The 21,192-nt window shown below is 66.8% G+C and carries 19 protein-coding genes and 1 pseudogene; 8 read left to right on the forward strand and 12 right to left on the reverse strand.

Features of this window, described 5'->3' with window-relative positions; genetic code table 11:
* Nucleotides 1-32 precede the first annotated feature (32 nt).
* From AC5Y5W_RS05040 to AC5Y5W_RS05050, 3 genes and pseudogenes are all read right to left on the reverse strand, one after another.
* Nucleotides 33-1,931 (reverse strand): serine/threonine-protein kinase PknD, encoded by a 1,899-nt coding sequence (locus AC5Y5W_RS05040; RefSeq protein WP_500008974.1) that lies wholly within the window; start codon nt 1,929-1,931, stop codon nt 33-35.
* Between the two features lie 94 nt (nt 1,932-2,025).
* Nucleotides 2,026-2,377: pseudogene (locus AC5Y5W_RS05045) on the reverse strand (hypothetical protein).
* 199 nt (nt 2,378-2,576) lie between these two features.
* On the reverse strand, nt 2,577-2,933 hold the full coding sequence (locus AC5Y5W_RS05050; protein ID WP_500008975.1) for an MmpS family transport accessory protein: 357 nt from the start codon (nt 2,931-2,933) through the stop codon (nt 2,577-2,579).
* 143 nt (nt 2,934-3,076) lie between these two features.
* Between AC5Y5W_RS05050 and AC5Y5W_RS05055 the strand changes: the two genes are divergently transcribed.
* The 4 genes from AC5Y5W_RS05055 (at nt 3,077) to AC5Y5W_RS05070 (ending at nt 8,030) form a co-directional block, all read left to right on the forward strand.
* Nucleotides 3,077-4,162: an NAD(P)H-dependent amine dehydrogenase family protein gene (locus tag AC5Y5W_RS05055; protein ID WP_500008976.1), complete on the forward strand. Its 1,086-nt coding sequence runs from the start codon at nt 3,077-3,079 to the stop codon at nt 4,160-4,162.
* A gap of 121 nt (nt 4,163-4,283) precedes the next feature.
* Nucleotides 4,284-4,871, forward strand: a complete 588-nt coding sequence (locus tag AC5Y5W_RS05060) for an IS607 family transposase (RefSeq protein WP_500008977.1) — start codon at nt 4,284-4,286, stop codon at nt 4,869-4,871.
* A 1-nt stretch (nt 4,872) separates the two neighbouring features.
* Entirely contained in the window at nt 4,873-6,252 is a 1,380-nt protein-coding gene (tnpB, locus tag AC5Y5W_RS05065; RefSeq protein ID WP_500008978.1) for an IS607 family element RNA-guided endonuclease TnpB, read from the forward strand.
* A 32-nt stretch (nt 6,253-6,284) separates the two neighbouring features.
* A complete protein-coding gene (locus AC5Y5W_RS05070; protein ID WP_500008979.1) occupies nt 6,285-8,030 on the forward strand; it encodes an Hsp70 family protein in 1,746 nt (581 codons plus the stop codon).
* Here the strand turns inward: AC5Y5W_RS05070 and AC5Y5W_RS05075 are convergent.
* The 5 genes from AC5Y5W_RS05075 to AC5Y5W_RS05095 are packed head-to-tail and all read right to left on the reverse strand — an operon-like array spanning nt 8,027 to nt 12,173.
* The gene (locus tag AC5Y5W_RS05075; RefSeq protein WP_500008980.1) at nt 8,027-8,392 is read right to left on the reverse strand and encodes a hypothetical protein; all 366 of its coding nucleotides are present in this window, start codon (nt 8,390-8,392) and stop codon (nt 8,027-8,029) included. The two genes, AC5Y5W_RS05070 and AC5Y5W_RS05075, sit on opposite strands and share 4 nt — an antisense overlap.
* A gap of 10 nt (nt 8,393-8,402) precedes the next feature.
* Nucleotides 8,403-9,491, reverse strand: coding sequence for a class I SAM-dependent methyltransferase (locus AC5Y5W_RS05080; RefSeq protein ID WP_500008981.1), 1,089 nt, complete (start codon nt 9,489-9,491; stop codon nt 8,403-8,405).
* Nucleotides 9,484-10,434: an SDR family oxidoreductase gene (locus AC5Y5W_RS05085; RefSeq protein WP_500008982.1), complete on the reverse strand. Its 951-nt coding sequence runs from the start codon at nt 10,432-10,434 to the stop codon at nt 9,484-9,486. The genes AC5Y5W_RS05080 and AC5Y5W_RS05085 overlap by 8 nt, the downstream gene beginning before the upstream one ends.
* A 39-nt stretch (nt 10,435-10,473) precedes the next feature.
* Complete coding sequence (locus AC5Y5W_RS05090) at nt 10,474-11,091, reverse strand: MBL fold metallo-hydrolase (protein WP_500008983.1); 618 nt, start codon at nt 11,089-11,091, stop codon at nt 10,474-10,476.
* Nucleotides 11,088-12,173 carry an S-(hydroxymethyl)mycothiol dehydrogenase gene (locus tag AC5Y5W_RS05095; RefSeq protein ID WP_500008984.1) on the reverse strand — a complete coding sequence of 362 codons (1,086 nt, stop codon included), beginning with the start codon at nt 12,171-12,173 and terminating at the stop codon, nt 11,088-11,090. The genes AC5Y5W_RS05090 and AC5Y5W_RS05095 overlap by 4 nt, the downstream gene beginning before the upstream one ends.
* Nucleotides 12,174-12,207: 34 nt before the next feature.
* Here AC5Y5W_RS05095 and AC5Y5W_RS05100 point away from each other — a divergent pair, with 34 nt between their 5' ends.
* Together AC5Y5W_RS05100 and AC5Y5W_RS05105 are read left to right on the forward strand one after the other, a co-directional pair.
* Nucleotides 12,208-13,032, forward strand: a complete 825-nt coding sequence (locus AC5Y5W_RS05100; protein WP_500008985.1) for a serine hydrolase domain-containing protein — start codon at nt 12,208-12,210, stop codon at nt 13,030-13,032.
* Nucleotides 13,033-13,153: 121 nt separating this feature from the next.
* Nucleotides 13,154-13,666, forward strand: a complete 513-nt coding sequence (locus AC5Y5W_RS05105; RefSeq protein ID WP_500008986.1) for a DUF3145 domain-containing protein — start codon at nt 13,154-13,156, stop codon at nt 13,664-13,666.
* 19 nt (nt 13,667-13,685) lie between these two features.
* On the opposite strand, the gene AC5Y5W_RS05110 is transcribed toward AC5Y5W_RS05105, so the two are convergent.
* Nucleotides 13,686-14,627 carry a diacylglycerol kinase gene (locus AC5Y5W_RS05110; protein WP_500022226.1) on the reverse strand — a complete coding sequence of 314 codons (942 nt, stop codon included), beginning with the start codon at nt 14,625-14,627 and terminating at the stop codon, nt 13,686-13,688.
* Nucleotides 14,627-16,207 (reverse strand): FAD-binding oxidoreductase, encoded by a 1,581-nt coding sequence (locus AC5Y5W_RS05115; RefSeq protein ID WP_500022227.1) that lies wholly within the window; start codon nt 16,205-16,207, stop codon nt 14,627-14,629. The genes AC5Y5W_RS05110 and AC5Y5W_RS05115 overlap by 1 nt, the downstream gene beginning before the upstream one ends.
* Before the next feature lie 41 nt (nt 16,208-16,248).
* Between AC5Y5W_RS05115 and AC5Y5W_RS05120 the strand changes: the two genes are divergently transcribed.
* Nucleotides 16,249-16,812, forward strand: a complete 564-nt coding sequence (locus AC5Y5W_RS05120) for a TetR/AcrR family transcriptional regulator (protein ID WP_500022156.1) — start codon at nt 16,249-16,251, stop codon at nt 16,810-16,812.
* Nucleotides 16,812-18,344 (forward strand): glycerol-3-phosphate dehydrogenase/oxidase, encoded by a 1,533-nt coding sequence (locus tag AC5Y5W_RS05125; RefSeq protein WP_500022228.1) that lies wholly within the window; start codon nt 16,812-16,814, stop codon nt 18,342-18,344. The genes AC5Y5W_RS05120 and AC5Y5W_RS05125 overlap by 1 nt, the downstream gene beginning before the upstream one ends.
* Nucleotides 18,345-18,421: 77 nt before the next feature.
* Here the strand turns inward: AC5Y5W_RS05125 and AC5Y5W_RS05130 are convergent, their stop codons facing one another.
* Together AC5Y5W_RS05130 and kasB are read right to left on the reverse strand one after the other, a co-directional pair.
* Nucleotides 18,422-19,843 (reverse strand): acyl-CoA carboxylase subunit beta, encoded by a 1,422-nt coding sequence (locus AC5Y5W_RS05130; protein WP_499900856.1) that lies wholly within the window; start codon nt 19,841-19,843, stop codon nt 18,422-18,424.
* Nucleotides 19,844-19,874: 31 nt separating this feature from the next.
* The gene (gene kasB, locus AC5Y5W_RS05135) at nt 19,875-21,134 is read right to left on the reverse strand and encodes a 3-oxoacyl-ACP synthase KasB (RefSeq protein WP_499900857.1); all 1,260 of its coding nucleotides are present in this window, start codon (nt 21,132-21,134) and stop codon (nt 19,875-19,877) included.
* Nucleotides 21,135-21,192: the final 58 nt, after the last annotated feature.

Consider the following 21,192-nt stretch of genomic DNA (forward strand, 5'->3'; position numbering starts at 1 on the left):
AGCCCACCACCGGGGCGAGCGCCCTGCCGTACTTACTTCTGCTGCAGCGACATCACCTTGTTGCTGTGGCCGGCAACGTAGACAGTGCCGTTGCTGTCGACGGCCAAACCCCACGGAAAATCGAGACCGGTGAACGGCAGTTCGACTTGCGTCGTCGAGCCGACGGGAAGTTTCAGGGTCCGGTTGTTTTGGCTGTCGGTGACATAGACGGCGCCGTCGTTGTCCACTGTCACGCCGCCGGGTTCGTTGAGGCCCCGGAAGGGCAGTGTGGATGGACTGCTGGAACCAGCGGGCAGCGCCAGGATTTGGTCATTGCCGCCGTCGGCGACGTAAATCGTTCCGTTGCTGTTCACCACTACGCCGGTCGGAGCGTTGAGGCCGGTGAACGGAAGCTCGGTCTGCCTGTCCGAGCCAGCGGGCAGCGCCACCACCCGGTTCTTCGCGGTGTCGGTCACATAAACGGTCCGGCTGTTATCCACCGTCACGCCGGTCGGATTGCCGAGATCGGTGAATGGCAGCTGGGTCTGGGTTGTTGAGCCCGCGGGTAGCACCACGACTCGCTTGTTGCCGGCGTCGGTGACGTAGACCGTTCCGCTGTTGTCCGCAGTGACACCGGTTGGATAGTTGAGACCGTCGAACGGCAGTACGGCCGGGGCCGTGGAACCCGCCGACAACGCAAGCACCCGATTGTGCAAAGTGTCGGCGACGTACACCGTCCCGCCGCTGTCGACCGACACACCTTGCGGCTCTCGTAGGCCGGTGAAGGGCAACGCCGTCTGCTGCGTGTCACCGGCTTTGGAGCCGCCGCCGCCCAGCACGACCATGCCTGCGATCAGCACGATGACGCCAAGTACGGCGGCGGTCGAGATGAGCACAGGTTTGCGGCGCCACCACGACTGCGACGGCGACGGCGTCGCCTCGGGCAGGTGCGCAGGCACGGGCTGCGGCCGCGGCGTCGCGACGGCGTTGGGCAACCGGTGCTGGATTGTCGCGGGGCTGGCGACGGGCTGCGGTTTCGGGGTGTGTGGTCGGCCGCGGCCCTCGGGGCGGGCCTGCCGGTTCCCGCGCGGGGGAGGCGCCGGCTGGGTGCGAGCAGGTGCCGGCGGCGTGGCGACCGCGTCGTAGGCGGCCCGCGCCAACTGCACGGCGGTGCCGTATCGGTCGTCGGGATTTTTGGCCATGCCGGTGGCGATGACCGCATCGAAGCCCCCGGGAAGCCCGGGGTCGGTGATGGAAGGTCGCGGTGGCGGCGCTGTCAGGTGGTTGGTGAGTTGTTGCTCCAGGCTGTCGCCGGGGAACGGATGTGCCGCGGTCAAGCACTCGTACAACACACAGGTCAACGCGTAGATATCCGAACGCGCGTCGACCGGGCGGGCGTCGAGTTGCCCGGCGCTGAACCGCTCCGGGGCCATGTAGTGGAAGGTCCCGATCACGTCGCCGGCTGTTGTCAAGCCCAGTTCGCCTGCCGCGCGGGCGATTCCAAAATCGATCAGATAGGCAAAATCGTCATCGTCGAGCAATATGTTGGACGGCTTGACATCTCGATGCAGCAACCCGACCTTGTGTGCGGCATGCAATGCCTTGGCGATCTGATCTATGATGTACACCGCTCGCGCGGGCGCTATCGGACCCCGGCCCAATAGCGACTGCAGGTCGCGGCCCTCGATCAGTCGCATGTCCACGAACAGCCGCCCGTCGATTTCGCCGTGGGTGTGGATCGGTATGACGTGCGGGCTGCTCAGCCGTGCGGCCGCATGGGCTTCCCGACGGAACCGCTGTTGGAACACCTCGTCGCGGGAAAAATCGGCGGGCAGGATCTTGATCGCGACGATTCGGTCGATCATCGTGTCATGGGCGCGCCAAACCTCGCCTTGGCCGCCTCGGCCCAGCAACTCGATCAGCCGGTACTTCCCGAACGAAGTCCCCTGCAACGGGCCCTCCCACAGCAACTTGTCAGCAACTTGGCAGCACCATAACGTGCCAGCAAGAACAGGCGCAGGTTTTTTGCTAGCTAAACCCCTGGCGCTACCACCGCGTCAGCGTGAAGGGGGTAGCTGTCAGTTCCGCCCGGCCCGCCGCCGCAGCCCGTCTCGTAGCTGGGCTGCACCGAACCGCTGAGCGTTACCGCGTCCCAGGAGTAGGTGTCATGTGACGGAAAAAAGGCGATCACGCACCGCACACCGTCGGGCACATCGACGCTCATCGTGTAGCGGCCGTCGACGAGGTGGGCGTCCCCGTTGTAGGGCGCGGCTTGTCCGTTGGGCTGTGGGATCGCCTGCACATGCACACAGTCCGCGGTACGGCATGGCCGGATGGCCCACAGCCACGCATGGCCCGGATTTCCTGGCGTCTCAACTGCATAGTTGCCGAACTGCATCTCGGCTTGAGAAACCGGCGCGAGGGTCACGGCGATTGCGGTGAGCACCGCGCCGAGTGCCAACGTCTTCACGGACCACTCTCCGTTCGTCTCGCACGCAATTCGCCTGAATACTAAGCGCTAACAGCAGCGGACTGGCCCCGAAGCGTCAAAAGTCCCATGTCCGCGAGTACAGCGAGACGCCGCAAGATATGTGCGGTCAGTGCGAGCAGGCGGTGCGGGCGGGCTGGCCGGTGGCGGTCATATTGGTCACCACGTCGCCGTCGACCAGGATCGCGCAGGTAATCGAGCCGGGGCCTTCGGCGCTGAGCACAAACACTTGGGTACTGAACGCGGTGAACTGCGTCGTCCACGGCAATGTCACATTTGCCTGCTGCTGCTGTCCGGTGTCGGTTTGATACGAGATGTATTCGGCCACAGGAGAACTGCCACTGACTACGTAACGGATTTTCTGCGGCTGCGGTACTGCGTTGGCCACACCGACAGCACAGGTACCCGCGGCTACGGTGAACGCGGCAAAGGTGGCGAACACAGTGCGGCCCGTGAAACGCGTCATCTGGATGCCTCCGGTTCAGGGACGGTTACCGGCCTTATGGTGGCACTCAGGCGCCGGTTATCCAGCGTTTTTGCATCTTTTGCGGACGCCCACCCGTGTGGGCGCCCATTAGGGTGAGCCGGACACGAGTGGAGAGGTGACAGATGCCAGAACGCAGTCCAAAAAGGGTTGTGGTGTGGGGTACCGGGTTCATCGGCAAGATGGTGATCGCCGAGATCGTCAAGCACCCCCAGTTCGAACTGGTGGGCGTGGGTGTCAGCAGTCCCGGGAAGGTGGGCCGCGACGTCGGCGACATCTGCGGGATGGCCGAGCCAGTCGGCATCACCGCCACCGACGACGCTGACGCGCTGATCGCGCTGCAGCCGGACGCGCTGGTGCATTACGGGCCGACCGCCGCGCACGCCGAGGCCAACATCGCTTTGATGACCCGGTTTCTGCGCGCCGGCATCGATGTCTGCTCCACCGCGATGACGCCCTGGGTCTGGCCGACCATGCACCTCAATCCGCCCAACTGGATTCAGCCCATCACCGAGGCCTGCGAGCTGGGTGAGTCGTCGTGTTTCACCACGGGCATCGACCCGGGATTCGCCAACGACCTGTTCCCGATGACGCTGATGGGTCTGTGCTCCGAGGTGCACACCGTGCGGGCCTCCGAGTTGCTCGACTACACCAACTACACCGGCGACTACGAAAACGAGATGGGCATCGGCCGTGCGCCTGACTTTCGCCCGGTGCTGGAGAACCGCGACGTGCTGATCTTCGCCTGGGGCGCCACCGTCCCGATGATCGCGCACGCTGCCGGCATCATGCTCGACGAAATCACCACCACGTGGGACAAGTGGGTGACCCCCACCGAGCGCAAGACCGCCAAGGGCATCATCGCGCCCGGCCACGTCGCGGCGGTCCGGTTCACCATCAACGGCATCTACCAGGGCAGGACGCGAATCCAACTCGAACACGTCAACCGCATCGGGCACGACGCCGCGCCGGACTGGCCGTCGGGCACCAAGGACGACGTCTACCGGGTGGACATCGAAGGAACGCCGAGCGTCTTTCAGGAGACCGCCTTTCGGTTTACCGACGGATCCGGACGCGACGCGGCGACGGCGGGCTGTCTGGCGACGGGGATGCGGGCACTCAACGCGGTGCCAGCCGTCAACGAACTCTCCCCGGGCTGGGTCACCGCGCTCGACCTTCCGCTGATCGCCGGAGCCGGCACGATTCGCTGATCCGGGCTGTCTATAAATTGGAGGGCGGCGCGCGTGGGCGCGCCGGCGGATATCGAGGGTGGGCAGCTGTTGCGTTCTGAGTAGTCGGTGGTTGTCGGTGGTGTGTTGTAGGAACAGGTGTATGAATCTCGCGAGGTGGGCTGAGCGCAGCGGTGTGGCGGGGGTGGCTGCGTATCGCTGTTTTTTTCACTCGGGCCGGTTGCCTGTTCGTGCGCAGCGTGCGGGTCGGTTGATTGTGGTGAACGATGCGGCAGCCGAGACAGCCCGGCATCGGTGGACTGCGGTGTATGCGCGGGTCTTGTCTGCAGGCCAGAAAGCTGATCCGGGTCGTCAGGTGGCTTGGGTGAGCGCGTGGGCCACGGCCGAGCAGATGCCAGTTGGCAAGGTGGTGACCGAGGTTGGTTCGGCGCTCAGCGGGCATCGCCGTAAGTTCTTGGCATTGCTGGGTGATCCGTCGGTGGGCCGGATCGTGGTGGAGCACCGGGATCGGTTCTGCGGGTTGGGCTCTGACTATGTCGAAGTCGCGCTGGCCGCCCAGGAGGGTGAGCTGGTTGTGGTCGACTCAGCCGAGGTCGACGACGACCTGGTGTGGGATATGACCGAGATCTTCACCAGCATGTGCGCTGGCCTCTACGGCAGGCGCGCTGCTGTCAACCACGCAAAGCGTGCCATCACCGCTGCCGCTGCTGATGAGTGCGAGGCGGCCTGAGGTGGCGAAGTTCCAGATTCCCGACGGGTGGTGTGTACAGGCATTCAAGTTCACGCTCGACCCGACACAGGACCAGGCTCGCGCGTTGGGCCGGCATTTCGGCGCCCGCCGTAAGGCCTTCAACTGGACCGTCGCGACGCTCAGGGCCGATCTGTCGGCGTACCGCACCGGTGGTGTAGAGACGGAGAAACCCTCACTGCGGGTGCTGCGGAAGCGCTGGAACCAGGCCAAAGACGAGGTGTGTGTCAACCCTGAGACCGGGCAGGTGTGGTGGCCGGAATGCTCAAAGGAGGCCTACGCCGACGGTATCGAGGGCGCGGTGGACGCGTACTGGAACTGGCAGAGCTTCCGCGCGGGCACCCGGGCCGGCAAACGCGTCGGGTTCCCGCGGTTCAAGAAGAAGGGCCGCGACCAGGATCGAGTGTCATTCACGACCGGCGCGATGCGCGTGGAGCCCGACCGTCGGCACTTGACGCTTCCGGTGATCGGCTGTGTCCGTACCCACGAGAACACCCGCCGAATTGAGCGACTGATCCGTGCGGGGCGGGCGCGGGTGTTGGCAATCAGCGTGCGCCGCAACGGTACCCGCCTGGATGCGAGCGTGCGGGTGCTGGTGCAACGCCCTCAACAACCCCGTGTCGCCCGTCCAGATTCGCGGGTCGGTGTCGACGTCGGTGTGCGGCGCCTGGCCACCGTCGCCGACGCTGACGGGAATGTCATTGAACAGGTAGCGAATCCACGACCACTCAACGCGGCGCTCAAAGAGTTGCGGCATGTCAGTCGCGCCCGGGCACGCTGCACGAAAGGCTCGCGCCAGTATCGTGAGCACACCACCGAGATGTCCCGGCTGCATCGCCGGGTCAACGATGTCCGCACCCACCATTTGCACGTCCTCACCACGAGATTGGCCAAAACTCACGGCCGCATCATTGTTGAGGGCTTGGACGCGGCGGGAATGCTGCAGCAGAAGGGCCTGCCGGGCGCCCGCGCCAGACGGCGCGGACTGTCTGACGCCGCCCTGGGCACCCCGCGCCGACACCTGTCCTACAAGACAGGCTGGTACGGGTCACAGACCGTGGTCGCTGACCGGTGGTTTCCGTCATCGAAAACCTGCCATGAATGTGGGCATGTTCAGGACATCGACTGGGGCGAACACTGGCAATGCGGCGGTTGTTCGGTCACCCACCAGCGTGATGACAACGCCGCGATCAACCTCGCACGCTACGAGGACACCTTTAGCGTCGTCGGCCCAGTTGGGGCCGCCGTCAAGCGTGGAGCCGACCATAAGACCCGGCTGAGCCGGGCGGGTGGCGATGAAGCGCGGAAGGGACGCAGTCGCAAAGCTGCTGAACAACCCCGAGATGGGGTACGAGTCGCGTGACCACTAAAGATCACTCACTCGCAACGGTGGGCATGGCAAACGGACGACAACGACCGGCGGTAGGTCTGTCAGTAGGCGCCACCAACCTCGCGGCGGTGACCGCCAATCGAGCGGTGACCCGCAAGCCGGTGCTGACGCGGTATCGGCAGCGTCCGCCCGAAGTGGGTGTGCCATCGGAGAACCCGAACCTGACCGAGCGCGGGCTGGTCATCACCGACTTCGTCGACCGGGTGGGCGATCCGGCCGCGATCGTGGCAGCTGACGGCTCCACGCATCGCAGCGAGACCGTACTGGCCGACAGCCTGCGGGCCTTGGCCTACACCGCGACCGATGGTCGCGCCCTGCCCGAAGCGATCGCCGTCGCCTATCCGGCGCATTGGCCGCCAGCGGCGGTGGACGCGTTGGGGGCTGCGCTGGGCCGGGTGCCCGAGTGGGCGGGCGGATTGACGCTGCTTCCGGATTACCTGTCCGCGCTGACCGCCCTGCAAGCGAACCCGGGGTTGCCGGACCGCGGAATCATCGCGGTGTGCGACTTCGGCGGCAGCGGCACCAGCCTCACGCTGGTCGATGCCGCCAACGGCTACCAGCCGGTCGCGCCGACCGTGCGGCACACCGAGTTCTCCGGCGACGTGATCGACGAGGTACTGCTCAGCCGCGTTGTGGCTGATCTGACGGCGGCGGGTTCGCTGGACACCTCGGAAACTTCCGAGATCGGGTCGATGACCCGACTGCGTGCTGCCTGCCGACATGCGAAAGAAGAACTGTCGTCGGCCACGGCCGCCACGCTGACCGCGGATCTGCCCGGATTTCGCAGCGACATCCAGCTCACCCGAACCGAGCTCGACGACGCGATCCGCCGGCCGTTAGACGCGTTCGTCGCTGTGGTTCAGCAAGCCTTACAGCGCAACAGGATTCGCGATGTGGCCGCACTCGCCACGGTGGGCGGCGGTGCGAGCATCCCGGCCATCACCTCGACGCTGTCGGAACACTTACGCGCCCGGGTCATCACGGCGGCGCGGCCGCAGCTGGCCGCTGCCGTCGGGATGGCGCTTCAGGCCATCCGAGGCCCTGGGGACACCGGCGCGACGGCGTTGGCGCCGGCTGTCACCGAGGCCGGACCGATCGCCGATGCCACCACGATGGCCGAAGCAGACCCAGGCCCGAGCCCAGAGCCGGCGCTGGCCTGGTCTGAGGCCGACGACGCCTCCGCCATCATTCCGCTACTCACCGGCGAGTACCCGGCAGCCGGCAGTAGCGGCCCCGCGACGTCCGCCCGGCCGCAGCCAGCTGTCGACCACGCGGCCCGCCCCGCCGCCGCCGGCGCCGCCGCGGTGCCCTGGTATCGGCGGCCAGCGGTGGTGATCATCGGCACCGCGTTGGTGGTATTGGCCATCGGGGCCGCCATTCTGCTCACGCTGCGCCACACGCCCAACGCACCGACCTTGCCGGCGCCGGGTGTCAGCACCACACCGGAATCGGCAACCCCCGGATCCGGCACCGAAAGCCCCGCGTCGTCACAGGCGCCGGACAGTTCATCGGCGCCGTCGACAGAATCCAGCCCCCCGTCGTCGCCCTCGCCATCCACCACGACCCAGCCGCCGACTACGACTACTCAACCACCGACCACCACCACGCAGGCGCCGACCACCACGCAGGCACCGACGACAACGCAGGCACCGACGACAACGCAGGCGCCGACGTCGTCGCAAGCCGCCGTGATCCCGAGGGTTCCCGGCTTCCCGCGGTTCCTGCCGCAGCCGCCGTCCCCCGGTAGCTAGCTGTCCTCTTTGGGGGCGTCCTCTTTCGGCGCATCTTCTTTGGCGTCGTCGGCGAACTTCGGGTTGCCCTCGTCGTCGAGCCACTCGTTGACCGCGGTTCCGGTGATGGTCCCCTCAGATCCCGGCATCACGGCCGTCGGGCGCTGATCGTCGTAGGACTTCATCATTTCGGCGGCTTTTTCTTTGTGCTCATCGGTGACGTCGGGCGCCTCGGTCATCTTCTGCTCTTGGTCATCGCCGCTGTTTTCGTCATCGATTTTTTCGGCACGGGTTTTTTCGTCGTCGTCGTTGCTCATCACCATTTCCATCCCGTTGGGCTCAGGGTGTGGGTCGACGGTTACCCGCTGCCCCGATGAACCCAAACCGGGCAGGTCAGTGCGACCGTCCGTGCTTGACCAGCACCACCGACGCGAGCGGCATCTGCATCTGCTCGGGGGCGGTGGAGAGCCGCGCCGCTACAGCGGCTTCCAGATGCTCGACGAAATCGGCCGCCCGCGGGTCGTCGGTACCGCCGTCGAGCCACCCGGCCAACGTCGGGAAAATCGCTGTCCGCGCGAACGTCGCCCATTGCCCGCCGTACGCCGCGGCGTCATGGTCGACCTGGTATCGGGCCCAGAACCGGTCCTCGGCGTTGAACACTTCCAGATGCTCGATCGACATGCCCTCGAAGCGGCCCTTAGGCGCGAACGGCGCCCGGAAGTCCTTCTCGGTGCGGGCGAAAGTGGGGATGATCATGCGTCGCAATTCCTCGTCGCGCAACAGCCCGTCGCGGACCTGGTCGCCCAGGCCCGCGACGATGGCGTGCACCAACGGCCGGTAACCGAATTCGCCGTCGTCGCCGACGGCCATCGTCAGCACCACCAACCGTCCGCCGGTGGCCAGCTCGCGGCCCCGGAATGCCAGGAACGCCTGCCAGTCCTGGGCGGCCTGGTGTTCATATGCCGCCCGGGCGGCGTCGTCGCTGCTGTAGGCGACTTGGACGTGGTCGTCGACACCGGTCGGGGAGCGGCTCAGCCACATGGTCGCCCAGGACGTCCAGCCCAGCGTGACGCTTTGGGTCGGCAGGAGTTGCCCGTAAAACGAGCGGCCGATAGCCGAGGCGAAGCTCGCCGAGTCCTTATGCAGGTAGCTGTCCGGATCTTCGGCGAGGGTACGAAACAGTGCGGTGAAGTCGTTGTCCGGCAGGTCGGTGTGGGTGACCTGCACCGCATGCTCGGGTCGGGTGCGGCGGCGGATCGCTGCGATCGCCGCCGACATCGGCAACAGCGAATTGTGTCCGGTCGCCGCGCCGTAGTCGACGATGACGATCGGGTGCGGCGGTTTCGGCAGCGGTACCGCTTCGGCGGCTTGTTCGAACAGTGCGACGGCCGGCGCAAGGCCCGCGGCCCGCAGCCGCGACGACGGGGTGTAGGTCTCGCTCTCTATCGGCTCGGGCCGGACGACGATGCTGGATTCAGGCATTGGGATAACAGACTCCGGTGAGTTGTTCGGAGATTTCCCAGAGGCGTCGGCTGTCGGCGTCGTCGCGGGCGCGGGCCGGGACCTTGGCGTTGATCACGCCGCCGCCGGCGGCCTCGTAGATACCGCGCGGCCCGTAGAAGGCGCCGCCTTCGGCGTCCGGGCCGGTGGCCGCATACAGCGCGGGCAGGATGCCTTCGTCGATTTCCTGCCAAAGAAACGGAGTCAGCCGCCACGACAGCTTGTAGAAGCGCTCCATCATCGACGGCTTGGCCCGGCCGTGGGAGGGACCACTGATCTGCAGGTTGGTCTTGGTCAATCCCGGGTGCGCCGCATTGGAGAGGATGTCCCAGCCGGCCTCGCGGCTGCGGCAGTCCAACTCCCGGGCGAACATCAGCACCGCCAGCTTGGATTGCCCGTAGGACCCCATCGGAGTGTAGGACCTCTCGAATTGCAGGTCGTCGAAGTGGATACGACCACGACGGGCGGCCAAGCTGCTCAACGAAACGACCCGCGCGTGTTTGGCGGCGCGTAGCAGTGGCAGCAGGTGGGCGGTGAGCGCGAAATGCCCGAGATGATTGCTGCCGAACTGTAATTCGAATCCGTCGACGGTGGTGTCGCGTGTCGGCGGGGTCATCACACCGGCGTTGTTGATCAGGATGTCGATGGGACGCCCTTCGGAGTTGAGTTGCTCGCCCAGGGCGGCCACGCCGGCCAGCGACGACAAATCGAGCGCCTTGATGGTCAACTTGGCATCCGGAACCGTGCGGCGGATCTCCGCGATAGCGGCCTCACCTTTGGCGCGGTTGCGGATCGCCATTACGACGTCGGCACCGGCCGCCGAGAGCCGGCGGGCCAGCCCGAATCCCAGGCCGCTGTTGGATCCGGTGACGACGGCCAGCTTTCCGGTCAAGTCGGGCACGGCGGCGACGAGGTTGGTGGCCATGTATAGCGACGCTAGTCCCCTTGGCCGCTCGCCGAGCGCTTAGTGGCCGCGGGCGACCCAATCGTCGTAGTTCACGATCTCGTCGCCGACGGTGGTGGTGTCGCCGTGGCCGGTGTACACCACGGTGTGGCCGGGCAATGTGCCCAGCCGGCTCGAGATCGACTCCAGGATCGTTGGGAAGTCGGAGAACGAGCGGCCCGTCGCGCCCGGACCGCCCTCGAACAGCGTGTCGCCGCTGAACACCGCACCCAGGTCAGGGGCATACCAGCACACCGAGCCGGGCGAGTGGCCCGGGGTGTGCAGTGCTCGCAGCTCAGTTCCGGCGACGCGCAGCGTATCCCCATCGGAAACCGCACGGAAATCCTTGTCGGGGTGGGTCATCCGCCACAACATGTCGTCGGCAGGATGCAGCAGCACCGGCGCGTCGAGCGTTTGGCCCAACTCCGGAGCCACGGTCACGTGGTCGTTGTGGCCGTGCGTGCACACCACCGCCACGACGTTGCGCCCGGCGACGGCCTTGACGATCGGCGCTGCAGTGTGCGCTGCGTCGAAAACCACGACGTCGGAGTCGTCACCGACGACCCAGATGTTGTTGTCGACTTCCCAACTGCCACCGTCGAGTTCGAAGGTTCCGTGGGTGACCACCCGCTCGATCACAACATCACCACCGATCGCAGCACCTTGCCGTCATGCATCTTGTGGAACGCCTCCTCGACGTCGCCGAGACCGATCCGCTCGGAGACGAACTTCTCCAGCGGCACTCGGCCCTGCAAATACAGATCGATCAGGGTGGGAAAGTCACGCTCGGGCAGGCAATCGCCATACCAGGACGACTTCAGCGCCCCGCCATGGGAGAAGAAGTCCACCAGCGGCATGTCGATGCGCATGTCAGGTGTCGGAACACCCACCAGCACAACAGTTCCGGCGAGATCACGGGCATAGAACGCCTGCTCCCACGTTTCCGGTCGACCGACGGCGTCGATCACCACGTTGGCGCCGAACCCGTCGGTGAGGTCCTGAATGGTTTTGACGACGTCGAGTTCGCGCGCGTTGACGGTGTGGGTCGCTCCGAAGCCGCGCGCCCAGTCCAGTTTGGTGTTGTCGGTGTCGACGGCGATGATGCGGCGTGCGCCGACCAGCGCCGCACCGGCGATCGCGGCGTCACCGACGCCGCCGCAGCCGATCACCGCCACGGTGTCGTCGCGGGTAACGGCTCCGGTGTTGATGGCCGCGCCCAGCCCGGCCATCACGCCGCAGCCCAGCAGGCCGGCCACCGCGGGGTCGGCCGCCGGATCGACTTTGGTGCACTGTCCTTGGTGTACCAGTGTTTTGTCGGCGAACGCCCCGATACCCAGCGCCGGCGTCAGTTCGGTGCCGTCGGTCAAGGTCATTCTGGCTTCCGCATTTGAGGAGTCGAAGCACAGATGCGGTCGGCCGCGCTTGCAGGCGCGGCACTGGCCACAGACCGCACGCCAGTTGAGGATCACGAAGTCGCCCGGTTGCACGGCGGTCACGTCCGCCCCGACCGATTCGACAGTGCCCGCCGCCTCATGCCCGAGCAGGAACGGGTAGTCGTCGTTAATGCCGCCCTCGCGGTAGGTCAAGTCGGTGTGGCACACCCCGCAGGCGGTCACGTCGACCACCACCTCACCCGGGCCTGGGTCGGGGATGACGATGTCGACCACCTCGACCGGTTCGCCCTTCTTTCGTGAAACCACGCCGCGCACTGTCTGACTCATGGCGTCCAACCTAGCGTCGGTAGGCTCGGCCGCGATGGCTGCACTCGATGCGCTCGATGACTGGCCGGTCCCCACCGCCGTCGCCGCGGTCGTCGGCCGTTCCGGCACAGCGGCCACCCACGGCGACGTCAGTCGGCACTTCGAACTGGCATCGGTGACCAAGCCGCTGGTGGCCCGGGCCGCCCAGATCGCCGTCGAAGAGGGCGTCGTCGACCTGGACACCGCGGCCGGCCCGCCCGGATCCACCGTGCGGCACCTGCTGGCGCATGCCTCCGGGCTGGCCATGCATTCCAACCAAACGCTGGCCCAGCCCGGTGCCCGCCGGATGTACTCCAACCAAGGGTTCACGGTGCTGGCCGAGACGGTGCAGCAGGCGTCCGACATCGAGTTCGGCCAATACCTCACCGAAGCGGTCTTCGAGCCATTGGGGATGACGGCTACCGCGCTGGAGGGCGGCGCGCAGGCAGCCGGATTCGGCGTGAGATCGACGCTGGCGGATTTGGCAGTGTTCGCCGCCGATCTGTTGTGTCCGGCGCTCGTGTCGGCGCAGATGCACGCTAAGGCCACCGCCGTCCAGTTTCCGGGTCTGGACGGGGTGCTACCGGGATATGGCGTGCAGCGGCCCAATGACTGGGGGCTGGGTTTCGAGATCAAAAGCTCCAAAGCACCGCACTGGACGGGCGGCAACAACTCGCCGCGAACCTACGGGCATTTTGGCCAGTCGGGCACGTTCATCTGGGCAGATCCGGAGGCTGAGCTGGCTCTGGTGGTCCTCACCGACCGGGATTTCGGGGAGTGGGCGCTGCCGGTGTGGCCGGCGCTCTCCGAGGCTGTGATATCGGAATACGCGGTGGACTAGCGCAACAGGGGTCTCACGAGGCACAATAGACACGCAAGCCACAAATTCATCTGCAGCATGCTCGTCGGATTCACCAGGCCGTTGGGGAAGACGTCCCTCGTGGAGCCGAAGGAGCAGCAAGATGCGTGCGTCGAACCAGTTCGCCGACGCGGCGACGGGCGTGGTGTACATCCACGCTTCGCCGGCCGCGGTGTGCCCGCATGTCGAGTGGGCGTTGTCGTCGACTCTGGAAGCCAACGCGAACCTGACCTGGACGCCGCAACCGGCGATGCCCGGCCAACTTCGCGCGGTGACCAACTGGGTCGGCCCGGTGGGCACCGGCGCACGGTTGGCCAATGCGCTGCGATCCTGGTCGGTGCTGCGGTTCGAGGTCACCGAGGACGCCAGTCCCGGCGTCGACGGCCTGCGGTTCAGCCATACGCCGCAGTTGGGACTGTGGAGCGGCGCGATGAGCGCCAACGGCGACGTGATGGTCGGGGAGATGCGGCTGCGCACGATGATGGCCGCGGGCGCCGACGCGTTGGCTGCCGAGTTGGATTCGGCACTGGGCACCGCATGGGATGAGGCTCTCGAGGTCTACCGCGACGGCGGCGACGGCGCCGAGGTCTCCTGGCTCAGCCGGGGAGTGGGTTGAGCCCGGATTGCCCGACTCCTCAGCGGGCCGCCGGACGGCCCGCATCGTCGTCGCGCGTCGGCCGCAGGATCTGCAGCGCGCCGGGAACGGCCGAAATCTCTGCGGGCAACGCGCAGGCGAAGTCGCCGTCGGCGTAGGCGTTAATCCCCGGTGAGTCGACCTCGACGGACCCGGCACGCGCCGTGGTCACCTCGTCGAGGTTGACATGGGTGCCCTTGTAGACCGTAGGGAACAACCGGATCAGCCGCGCACGTGACGCAGAGTGCACCATCGTGATGTCGAGTTTCCCGTCGGCGTGATCGGCATTGGGGCAGATCATCATCCCGCCGCCATAGCTGCGGGTATTGCCGAAAGCTGCCAGGGTGAGCTCGGTGACGATCTCCTCGCCGCCGTCGAAGGCCAGCCGAAACGGCAGCAACCGCAACTGCGAGAGCTCGGCGAGCATCGCCAGGTTGTAGCGCATCCGCCCGCGCGGCCAGCGCATCCGATTGGTCCGATCGCTCACCAGCGAGTCGAATCCGGTTGCCGCGACGGTGCCGAACCATTTGACGACGCCGTTGCGGGCACGGATACGGCCCAGATCAACGGTTTCGGTGTAACCGTCGGCGACGACGTCCGCGGCGGCCGCCGGATCCTTGGTGGGAATCCGGTATTCGCGGGCATGGTCGTTGCCGGTTCCCGCCGGAACGATTCCGAGCGGAATGTCGGTGCCGGCCAAGGCCTGTAGCGCGTCGGCTATCACCCCGTCACCGCCGACCACGACCAGCGCGTCGGTGCCGCGGTCGAGGGCCTCACACAGCAAGCGACGGGCGTGTTCGGCGTCGGTGCCGACGATTCCGATGACGTCGACACCGCGCTGCTGAAGTCGCGCGGTCGCCTTCTCTGTGGCGTGCGGCGCGTTTCCGTGCCCCGACGCCGGATTGGTGAGCATCGTCACCTGGGCGATCTCACGCCGGCTTATCACGGAATCAGCTTGCCGGGGTTGAGGATTCCAGCGGGATCAAGTGTCGACTTCACCGCCCGCAACACCTGCACGCCCAGCTCACCCACTTCGCCGGCCATCCAGGGCCGGTGATCGGCACCGACGGCGTGGTGATGGGTGATTGTCCCGCCGGTCGCCACGATCGCATCCGATGCGGCGGTCTTGGCGGCGCGCCACTGCTCGAGCGGGTTGCCGCGTTGCCCGGCTACCACGGTGAAGTACAGCGAAGCGCCGGTGGCGTACACATGCGAAATGTGGCACAGCACCAGTGCCGGTGTGCCGGATTCTGCGAGTGCGCAGGTCAATGCGTCGGTGACCGCCGCCTTGAGCGCGGGGATGTTCGACCAGGTGGTGGCCGTCTCGAGCGTCTCGCACAGCGCACCCGCCGCCAGCAGCGAATCGCGCAGATACGGCGCGCCAAAGCGGCCGTGTTCCCAGGCCCGCGCCGGCGCTTCGCCCAGCGATGTCCCGTCGTGTGCCTGTAGCACCGCCCGGGTTTCGGCGTGCCGGCTCTCGGCGTGCGCCGTCGTCCCTTCGAAAACAGTGATCGCCAGGCATCCCCCGGTGATTTGCGATTCACCGATGGACTCGGTGGTGGCGAGGTTGACGCCAGTCTCGGCTTCGTCGGAGAGCCGGATGACTGTCGGGCCGGTGCCGGCTTGGGTCACCGCACGCAGCGCCGCTGTGCCGGTGGCGAAGTCTGGGAACGACCACGCCTCATAGCGAGTGGTTTCCGGCACCGGATGAACGCGTACCCGAACCTGGGTGATGACGCCGAAGACGCCCTCCGATCCGATCAGCAGTTGGCGTAGGTCCGGCCCGGCCGCCGATTGCGGCGCGCGGCCCAGGTTCAGCACGCCCGCCGGGGTGATCGCCCGCAGGCCCCGCACCATGTCGTCGAACCGCCCGTATCCCGCCGAGTCCTGGCCCGACGACCGCGTCGCGGCAAATCCGCCCAGGCTGGCGAATTCGAAGCTTTGTGGGAAATGTCCGAGTGAGAAGCCGCGTTCGCCCAGCAGACGCTCCGCCTCCGGACCGGTGACTCCGGCGCCGAACTCAGCCTCGCCAGATACCTCGTCGAGGGCCAGCAGCTGGTCGAAGCGACGCAGATCCAGCGACACCACGGCGCTGAATTCGCCGCGGATCGGGTCAAGTCCACCGACCACACTGGTGCCGCCACCGAACGGGACGACGGCGATACCGTGTTGCGAGCAGTACCGCAGGATCGCGCTGATCTCGTCGTCGCTACCCGGCAACAGCACCGCATCGGGTGCATCCTGTTCATCGGAGCCCTTGCGCCGCAACAGATCCAGCGTCGACTTCCCGCCGGCGTGCAGGAGTCGATCGTGGTGGTCGACGAGACAGTAGTCGGCCCCCACAATGGCGGCCAGCGCGTCGCGGTCATCGTCGGTGAGAGCCGACGGGCGCAGCGGTACCTGGTCGGCCTGCGGTTCGCTGCCGCCCGCGTCGGTAACCCCGAGAGCCTGCTCGAGCAGCGACCGGATCCCGTCGGAGAGGGGTTTGGCCGCGGCCGGGTCGCCCCAAGCGTTCCATTTCATCGGCGGGCGCAACGCGTCAGACATGCGTTACAGTATTACACATGCTGTCAATCAGTAACGCATCGGTGGCTGACCGGATATTGGCCGGCGCCGCCAGCTGCGTCCGCGATTTCGGTGTGGAACGGGTGACCTTGGCCGAGATTGCCCGCCGGGCCGGTGTGAGCCGGCCGACCGTGTATCGCCGCTGGCCTGACACCCAGTCGATCCTGGCTGACCTGCTCACCGCACACATTGCCGCCACCCTCGACGAGGTACCGGCAGCCGGCGAGGGCCGTGAAGCGCTGGTAGAGCGCGTAGTCGCGCTGGCCGACCGTCTGCGCGACGACGAGCTGGTCATGGCGGTGCTGCGTTCGGAACTGGCTATCACCTACTTGACCCAGCGGCTTGGCACCAGCCAGCAGGCGCTCATCGACATGCTGGCCGAAAACCTCAATGCGGCCCAACGTGACGGCAGTGTGCGTCCGGGCGACCCACGCCGCCTCGCCGCGATGGTGCTGCTGATCACCCAGTCGACAATCCAATCCGCCCAAATTGTGCAGCCCATCCTGGCGGCCGACGCGCTGGCCGGCGAGCTGCGCTACGCACTGAACGGATACCTGTCGTGATGTCAATTGCACTCAACGCCGCGCGCCGTACCGCCGAGCTGTCCGCCCTGGCCGACGGTGCGCCGTTGGACCTCGTCGTGATCGGCGGCGGCATCACCGGCACCGGTATCGCGCTGGACGCCGCCTCGCGCGGTTTGCGGGTGGCGTTGGTGGAGAAGCACGATTTCGCGTTCGGTACCAGCCGGTGGAGTTCGAAGCTGGTCCACGGGGGTCTGCGCTACCTGGCCACCGGCAACGTGGGCATTGCGCGGCGCAGCGCCGTCGAGCGCGGAATCCTGATGACCCGCAACGCGCCGCACCTGGTGCGTGCCATGCCGCAACTGGTCCCGTTGCTGCCGTCGATGGGCCGCACAGAACGGGCGCTGGTGCGTGCCGGCTTTCTGGCCGGCGACGCGCTGCGCAAGCTGGCCGGCACTCCGGCATCGGTACTGCCGAGGTCGCAACGCATTACCGCGCAGCGCGTCATCGACATGGCGCTAACCGTGCGGCGCGACGGCCTCGACGGCGGCCTGCTCGCCTACGACGGTCAACTGATCGACGACGCCCGACTGGTCACCGCGGTCGCGCGCACCGCAGCGCAGCACGGCGCCCGAATCCTCAACTATGTGGCCGCCTCCGAGGCCACCGGCGACTCGGTGCGGCTCACCGATCAGCACACGGGCGATGCATTCGACGTATCGGCCCGTGCTGTCATCAACGCAACGGGGGTGTGGGCCGGCGAAATCGATGCGGCCTTGAAGCTGCGGCCCAGCCGCGGGACACACCTGGTCTTTGACGCCGAGGTCTTCGGCAATCCGACTGCGGCGCTGACCATTCCGATTCCCGGCGAACTCAACCGATTTGTGTTCGCGATGCCTGAACAGCTGGGCCGGGTCTACCTCGGGCTGACCGACGAAGATGCCCCCGGACCGATTCCCGATGTGCCGCAACCGACGTCGGCTGAGATTGACTTTCTGTTGGAAACGGTCAACACCGCGCTGGAGACCACACTCGACGCCTCCGACGTCATCGGGGCCTACGCGGGCCTGCGGCCGCTGATCGACACCGGCACCGGCCACACTGCCGACATCTCGCGCGATCATGCAGTCGTCGAATCACCGACAGGTGTCCTCAGCGTCATCGGCGGCAAGCTCACCGAATACCGGCACATGGCCCAGGATGTGCTTGATCGCGCCATCGAGTTGCGTGGGCTGACGGCCGGCGCGTGCCGGACCCGCAATCTGCCCCTGGTCGGAGCAATGACGAATCCGGGGACCGATGTGGCACTGACCACCGATCTGCCGGAGTCGCTGATCGCACGTTTTGGGGCCGAAGCGGCAAACGTCGTCGCTGCCTCCAGTTGTGAGCGTCCCGCCGAACCGGTCGCCGAGGGCATCGATGTCCTCCGCGCGGAATTCGAATTCGCCATTACCCATGAGGGGGCGCTCAACGTCGACGACATCGTCGATCGCCGGACCCGGATCGGTCTGGTGGCGTCGGATCGCGAGCGGGTTGTCGGCGTGGCCGAGGAGTTTTTGTCGCGGTTCGGTTAGCGCCGAGCGTGCGGAATCCCGGCTTTCAGCTCGGCGTGTCGACCGGGGACACGCACGCTCGCGCGGATCGGCAAGCCTTACAGCGGGATGTTTTTGTGGCGGCCGCGGCGCGCGGGGGCCTCGGCCAGCGCTTCGGTGATCTTGCTGCGGGTGTGCGCCGGGTCGATCTTCTCGTCGACCACGCCGATGTCGATCGCGCTGTCCACGCCGCCGGCGATGCGCTCGTGCTCGGCGGCCAGCTCGTCGTGCAGTGCCTCGCGCTCATGGTCGGCCGCGGCGGCCAGCTTCTTCTTGTGCAGGATGCCCACCGCGGCCTTGGCGCCCATCACGGCGACCTCGGCGTCCGGCCAGGCGAACACCTTGGTGGCGTTGAGCGAACGCGAGTTCATCGCAATGTAGGCCCCGCCGTAGGTCTTACGGGTGACCAGGGTGACCCGCGGAACGGTGGCCTCGCCGAACGCGTGCAGCAGCTTGGCGCCGCGGCGCACCACGCCGCCCCACTCCTGCCCGACACCGGGCAGATATCCGGGCACGTCGACGATCACCACCAACGGAATGCCGAATGCGTCGCACAATCGCACGAAACGCGCTGCCTTTTCCGCGCTTTCGGAGTTCAGGCAGCCACCCAACCGCAGCGGGTTGTTCGCCAGCACGCCAACCGTACGGCCCGACAACCGGCCCAGGCCCACCACCATCGACGGTGCCCACTTGGCCTGGAACTCGTCGAACGGCGCGTCGTCGTCGAGCAGCGCGGTCACAATCGGGTGCACGTCGTATGCCCGGCGTGGCGACTCCGGCAGCAGCGCGTGCAGGTCGGTGTCCTCGGCCTCGGCCTTGGTACGGTCGAAATGCCCCTGCTGACAGAACAATCCGACCAGCCGCCGGCCGCGCTCATAAGCGTCGAGCTCGTCATCGGCGACGATGTGGCACACCCCGGACTTCTTGTGGTGGGTGTCTGGCCCACCGAGTGCGGCCATGTCGACGTCCTCGCCAGTGACGCTGCGCACCACATCGGGTCCGGTGACGAACACCCGGCTGTCGGGAGCCATCACGATGACGTCGGTCAGCGCCGGCCCGTAGGCGGCGCCGCCGGCGGCGAAGCCGACCACTACGGAGATCTGCGGGATGTAGCCCGACGCACGGATCATGGCCTCGAACACCATGCCGACCGCGTGCAGCGCGCGCACACCTTCGGCGAGCCGGGCACCGCCGGAGTGCCAGATGCCCACGATCGGGCTCTGCTCTTCGATGGCCGTGTCGTAGGCATTGACGATGTGGGTGCAGCCTTCGATGCCCATGGCGCCGCCCATCACGGTGCCGTCGGTGCAGAACGCGACGGTGCGCACCCCGTTGACGGTGCCTGCGGCGGCCAAGACTCCCGAGCGGTCCCGCTCGTGGAGCAACTCGACGCTGTCGTCGTCGAAGAACGCGCTCAGGCGCAGCAGCGGATCGCGGGGATCGAGCGACTCGCCAACCGTATCCGGGGCCATGATCGTCATCGCAGGTCTCCTCCTCGATGGGTGCTCGGAATCAGTACCGGCCGAACGCCAAAGCGACGTTGTGCCCGCCGAATCCGAACGAGTTGTTGATCGCGTACTTGTAGTCGCCCGGTCGCGGCTTGCCGGCCACCACATCCAGGTCGACCTCGGGGTCGAGGTTGACCAGGTTCAGCGTCGGCGGCACGATCTGATCGCGCAGCGCCAGCACCGTCAGGATCGACTCCACCGCACCGACGGCGCCGACCGAGTGGCCGAGCGCGGACTTGGGCGCGTACACCGCCGCGTTTGCGCCATGGGGCCCCAACGCGTTGTTGATCGCCTTGCTCTCGGCAATGTCACCGACCGAGGTACCGGTGGCGTGGGCGTTGACGTGGTCGATGTCGCCCGGTGTCAGGTCAGCGAGTTGGATCGCCCGCGTCATCGCATGCCCGGCGCGTTCGCCGTTGGGGTCCGGCGCGACCATGTGGAAACCGTCGGAGGTGACGCTGGCCCCCATCAGTCGGGCCAGGATGTTGGCGCCGCGCGCCTTAGCGTGCTCTTCGGTCTCGATGACCAGCAGTGCGCCGCCTTCACCGAAGACGAAACCGTCGCGGTCCTTGTCGAACGGGCGGCAGGCACCGGCCGGGTCGTCGTTATTCTTCGACAGCACAATGCGCATCGAGGCGAATGCCGCGATCGGCACGGCCTCGATCCTGGTCTCGACACCACCGCAGATCGCCACGTCGGCCTCACCGAGCACGATCTGCTGCCAGGCACGGGCGATGCCCTCCGAACCGGACGCACACGCCGATACCGGCGCCATCACCCCCGCCTTGGCATGCCTTTCCAGCCCGACTGCCGCCGAAGCACCGTTGGGCATGTACATCTGCACGACCAGTGGGTTGAACGCCTTCATGCCGCGTGCGCGCATGTCGTCGTAGCCGAAGACCAGCTCCTCGGTGGATCCCATGCCCGTGCCGATGGACACCGCCAACCGGGTGGTGTCCACCTCGGGTGCACCGGCGTTTTCCCACACCCGCCGACCCAGCACGGTGGCCATCTTCTGCAGGTAGCCCATCCGGCGGTTCTCGACGCGGTTCAACTGACTGTCGAATTCCTCGACGAGGTGTCCGCCGATGCGCACCGGCAGGTCGTACTCCGCCACGAACGGGTCGTCGAGCTGACGGATGCCACTTTGACCGTCTAGCAGCATCTTCCACGTGTTCTCCACGTCGGATGCGAGGGCCGTAGTCATGGCAACGCCGGTGACCACCACATTGGGGAACGCTTTCCCCGTAACGAGCTCTGTCATAGCTTTAAGGCCCCCCGGCCGTTTCCTTTCCTACTTGTCCGGCTCCTCCTCGGCCCGT

It is taken from the genome of Mycobacterium sp. NGS51 (assembly GCF_059812525.1).

Bases quoted from the DNA above. Each gene is read 5' to 3' on its own strand.
- AC5Y5W_RS05095 (WP_500008984.1), bottom strand. From the start codon at position 12,173: ATGAGTCAGACAGTGCGCGGCGTGGTTTCACGAAAGAAGGGCGAACCG.
- AC5Y5W_RS05125 (WP_500022228.1), top strand. From the start codon at position 16,812: ATGTCAATTGCACTCAACGCCGCGCGCCGTACCGCCGAGCTGTCCGCC.
- AC5Y5W_RS05050 (WP_500008975.1), bottom strand. From the start codon at position 2,933: ATGACGCGTTTCACGGGCCGCACTGTGTTCGCCACCTTTGCCGCGTTC.
- AC5Y5W_RS05080 (WP_500008981.1), bottom strand. From the start codon at position 9,491: ATGCCTGAATCCAGCATCGTCGTCCGGCCCGAGCCGATAGAGAGCGAG.
- AC5Y5W_RS05115 (WP_500022227.1), bottom strand. From the start codon at position 16,207: ATGAAATGGAACGCTTGGGGCGACCCGGCCGCGGCCAAACCCCTCTCC.
- AC5Y5W_RS05060 (WP_500008977.1), top strand. From the start codon at position 4,284: ATGAATCTCGCGAGGTGGGCTGAGCGCAGCGGTGTGGCGGGGGTGGCT.
- AC5Y5W_RS05105 (WP_500008986.1), top strand. From the start codon at position 13,154: ATGCGTGCGTCGAACCAGTTCGCCGACGCGGCGACGGGCGTGGTGTAC.
- AC5Y5W_RS05055 (WP_500008976.1), top strand. From the start codon at position 3,077: ATGCCAGAACGCAGTCCAAAAAGGGTTGTGGTGTGGGGTACCGGGTTC.
- AC5Y5W_RS05070 (WP_500008979.1), top strand. From the start codon at position 6,285: ATGGCAAACGGACGACAACGACCGGCGGTAGGTCTGTCAGTAGGCGCC.
- AC5Y5W_RS05120 (WP_500022156.1), top strand. From the start codon at position 16,249: ATGCTGTCAATCAGTAACGCATCGGTGGCTGACCGGATATTGGCCGGC.
- AC5Y5W_RS05085 (WP_500008982.1), bottom strand. From the start codon at position 10,434: ATGGCCACCAACCTCGTCGCCGCCGTGCCCGACTTGACCGGAAAGCTG.
- AC5Y5W_RS05130 (WP_499900856.1), bottom strand. From the start codon at position 19,843: ATGACGATCATGGCCCCGGATACGGTTGGCGAGTCGCTCGATCCCCGC.
- kasB (WP_499900857.1), bottom strand. From the start codon at position 21,134: ATGACAGAGCTCGTTACGGGGAAAGCGTTCCCCAATGTGGTGGTCACC.
- AC5Y5W_RS05100 (WP_500008985.1), top strand. From the start codon at position 12,208: ATGGCTGCACTCGATGCGCTCGATGACTGGCCGGTCCCCACCGCCGTC.